Annotated in this window: 3 protein-coding genes; all 3 read right to left on the bottom strand. The window is 74.9% G+C overall.

The genetic code is table 11. From position 1 onward, the window contains the following. The coding region (locus LCE31_RS37640) for a hypothetical protein (RefSeq protein ID WP_225022612.1) at window positions 1-1,939 on the bottom strand (1,939 nt) is incomplete at its 3' end. A gap of 456 nt (window positions 1,940-2,395) precedes the next feature. Beyond that, the gene (gene purD / locus LCE31_RS37635) at window positions 2,396-3,646 is read right to left on the bottom strand and encodes a phosphoribosylamine--glycine ligase (protein WP_225022609.1); all 1,251 of its coding nucleotides are present in this window, start codon (window positions 3,644-3,646) and stop codon (window positions 2,396-2,398) included. A gap of 163 nt (window positions 3,647-3,809) precedes the next feature. Next, window positions 3,810-4,017: hypothetical protein (locus tag LCE31_RS37630; RefSeq protein ID WP_225022607.1), on the bottom strand; the 208-nt coding region annotated here is incomplete at its 5' end.

The following is a 4,017-nucleotide window of genomic DNA, read 5'->3' as shown; positions in this document are numbered from 1 at the left end:
CGTCTGCGCTCGGGGTATGCGCGGCCCGGCCGTCGGCGGGGCTTCCGGTGGGGGCGTCGATCCGGCCGTCGGCGCGGGTGGCGATCCGGCCGTCGGCGCGGGTGGCGATCCGGCCGTCGGCGCGGGTGGCGACCGGGGGGTGCGCGACGGGGATCTGCCGGCCGGTCGCGTCTTCGGCTGCCGCGTCACGATGCGGCGCGTCCGAGGCTGCCGCGTCACGGGGCGCCGCGTTTGGAGCTGCCGCCTCACGGGCCTCACGGGCCTCACGGGCCTCACGGGCCTCTCGGGCCTCTCGGGCCTCTCGGGGAGCCGCGTGCGTCGCATCGGGATCGGTGGTCGCGTCGCGGGACGTCGCTTCGAGTGCTTCGAGGCCGCGAGGCACGACGGGGAGCGTGTCGTCGGACGGGTCGCCCAGGAGCGCTTCCACGTCCGCCGCGGTGGCCGTACTCCTGCCGCCGACACGCGTGGCGCGCGGCTGCCCGCCCGGGTGCTGTCCGCTCACGCGCTCCCCCGCCTCTGCGGGGACGGACGCGGGAACGGACGCACGGGTCGTACGCGCGCCGCGCGTCGCACCGGACAGGGCACGCGCCTCGCCGTAGGCGTCGGTAGGGTCCCGGGGCGCGCGGCGGGAGAGGTGGTCGAGGACCCGGGTGAGCGTCGGACCCGCCGGCCCTCCTTCTCCACCGCCCGTGCGACGTACGCCCATCTCGTCCAGGACGCGGTGCAGCCGGGCCGCCTCCGTACGCCACTTCCGGTCGACGACCTCTTCCGGATACTGCTGCCAGTCGACCGGGGACCAGTCCGGCCCGGCCTCGGCGGGACCGCCGTGGAAGAGGCGGGCGGCCAGCAGGGAGGCGGCCTCGTCCATCGTCCCCGGCTCCTCAAGGAGGTCGCACGCCGGGCGCTCGCCGAGCCGCGAGGAGAAGCCCTCAGCCAGGCGGTCGCGCCGCGACAGCTCCGTGAGCGCGGAGACGACGCCCGCGTCCAGTCGCGCGGGCCACCTGCCCATGCGCCAAGCCGGCAGAGCGACCCTGGTCAGCAGCCGGTCCCAGCCCGCGTAGGCGAGGCCGACCTGCTCCTGGGCGACGATGCGCAGCCCGTAATCCACAGCCTGTGCACGCTCGGACGCGGCGGCCGCGACACCGCGCTCCATCAAGGAGGCATGCTCGCCGCAGGCCCGGAGCAGGAGCCGGGCGATCCGGCAGACCGGGCCGAGCGCCGCTCCGCGCAGCGGTCCGACGCCGGGACGGCTCCCCACCGCGACCGCCGCGTCCAGCCCACGCACGAACCTGCGCGCCGCAGCTATGTCGGGATGGGCGGCAGGCCCCGTACCGGCCACGACCGGCGCGAGCACAGCGCGCAGCTCGGCGATCCGCATCCACCACAGGAACGGCGAGCCCACCACGAGAACAGGGGCGACGGGGGCGGCTGCCCCCGGACGGCGAGCACGGCTCATCAGGCTGCTGCCGCCCGCGCCCCGGCCGGCCTGGCTGGTGGCGTGGGAGCGGTGCGTACGGTCCTCCAGCCAGCTGTCGCAGTCCGGGGTCAGGGCTATCGCGGACGGCGCCGGCACTCCGAGCCGCTCCGCCAGGTCCCTGACCAGCCGGTACAGATCCGGTGCGGACTTCTCCGCCACGGCGACCGTCGGACTCAAGGCCGGTGCGGCCCGCGTGACGACGGCCGCGACGGCGCCGGCCGTCAGCAGGACGACCACCGCGAACGCCGACACCGCCCATCGGACGACGTCCCAGCCGGTTCCCGTCAGCCGCCCCGTGCCCGCGGCGACCAGCAGGACGACCGCCACCGCCGCGGGCAGCAGAGCCACGGCCAGCGCCCTGCCGCGGACGCGCAGCACGGCGAGGGCACGGGCCCGGGCGAACCGGGCTCCCGCCTCGTCACCGATGGCGGCACCGGAGTCATTGGTGCTGGAACTGGACACGGTCGGACCTCACCCCCTCTGCCCCGTGGCGGTTGCTCATTCCCCCACTGTGGCACCCGCCACTGACATCGCAATGCCGGTGGGCCAAGTGCCGGAATGCCTGCGCCGCACCCTAGTTGGGGCATGGGCGACCGTCACACGGTTGGCTCAGCCGTCACTCGATGGAATGGCTTTGGGCAAAGGTGCTGGCATATTGGCGGCGAGCGGTTCCGCGATACGACAAACAGCTCGATACGACAAACGGCAGGCCCACGGAGAGATCCACGGAGAGACCAGTCGGGCGCCGAACGCGTCCAAGGCCATACCGGACCCGGACCGTAGCCAGACCCGGCCCGACCCGCTCCCGGGCCCGCACCGCACCGCACCGGACCGCACCGGCAAGCGCCCAACACCCGCAACCGCGGGGGGGGCCCGAACCCGCACGGGTCCGGACGCCTCGCGTGGCCCTGCCCGTGCTCAGCCCTCGGCCGCGCGCCGCGCGATGTCCGTACGGTGCTGCGAGCCGTCGAGGCGGATACGGCCGATCGCCGCGTACGCCCTCTCCCGCGCCTGGGCGAGGTGCTTGCCGGTCGCGGTCACGGACAGCACACGGCCGCCCGCGCTCAGCACGCGCCCGCCGTCGAGGCTGGTACCCGCGTGCAGGACGTACGCGTGCGGGGCGTCCTGTTCCACGACGTCCGCGAGGCCTTCGATCGGGTCGCCGGTGCGCGGCGTACCAGGGTAGTTGTGGGAGGCGACGACGACCGTGACGGCCGCGTCGTCACGCCAGTTGAGCGGCGGCAGCCCGGCCAGTTCGCCCTCGGCGGCGGCCAGCAGGACACCCGCGAGCGGCGTCTTGAGCCGGGCCAGCACCACCTGTGTCTCGGGGTCGCCGAAGCGGGCGTTGAACTCGATGACCCGCACACCGCGCGAGGTGATGGCGAGCCCCGCGTACAGCAGGCCGGCGAACGGGGTTCCGCGCCGCCGCAGTTCGTCCACGGTCGGCTGGAGTACGGACTCCATGACCTCGTCCACGAGCTTCGGATCGGCCCACGGCAGCGGCGAATAGGCGCCCATGCCACCGGTGTTGGGGCCCTCGTCGCCGTCGAGAGCGCGCTTGAAGTCCTGCGCGGGCTGGAGCGGCAGGACCGTCGTGCCGTCGGTGATCGCGAAGAGGGAGACCTCGGGACCGTCGAGGAACTCCTCGATGACGACGCGTCCACAGGCGCGCGCGTGGTCGCGGGCGGCGGCGATGTCGTCGGTGACGACGACGCCCTTGCCGGCCGCCAGACCGTCGTCCTTGACGACGTACGGGGCACCGAAGGCGTCGAGCGCGGCGTCGATCTCCTCCGGGGTGGTGCACACGTAGCTGCGGGCGGTCGGGACGTTGGCCGCGGCCATCACCGCCTTCGCGAACGCCTTCGACCCCTCCAGCTCGGCGGCCTCGCGGCTCGGGCCGAAGCAGGGGATGCCCGCCGCACGCACCGCGTCGGCGACACCCGCCACCAGCGGGGCCTCCGGGCCCACGACGACGAGCCCGGCCTCCAGCTCGGTCGCGAGGCGGGCCACGGCCGCGCCGTCGAGGGCGTCGACCCGGTGCAGCTCGGCCACCTCGGCGATGCCGGCGTTGCCGGGCGCACAGTGGAGAGCGGTCACGTCGGGGTCGAGGGAGAGAGCGCGGCACAAGGCGTGTTCGCGGGCGCCGCCGCCGATGACAAGGACCTTCACGGAAGGCAGCCTATCCGGCGGGCGCACGGCGGCCCCGGCCCGTCCCACGGGCACGGCCTCCCTCGCCCCGCCCCGTCCGCGTGTGGCCGCTCATCGCGCCGCCGCCACTCACTGCCACCCGCCGCTCACGCACTCGTTGTTGTACTCCCCCGTACTCCCTGGACTACTCGTTGTTGTACTCCTCGACCACGGTCGCGCCGAGTTCGCGGACGATGAGGTCGTGGCCGGAGAGCGCGGAGTCGACCAGATCCGGGTCGTCCTCCTCCGGAATGTCGTCCTCCAGCGCGACCGGTGGGCGCGCGGGCGGGGCGCTCGGGGCGTCGGCCTCCGGCGCGCGCCGCGTCTGCTGGGGCCGCGGGGCTCCCTCGGGG

This window comes from Streptomyces sp. 8L (assembly GCF_020176795.1).
GTDB lineage: Bacteria > Actinomycetota > Actinomycetes > Streptomycetales > Streptomycetaceae > Streptomyces.
Note: the sequence above shows the minus strand (reverse complement) of the source record. Positions and strands in the feature narration are given on the sequence as shown.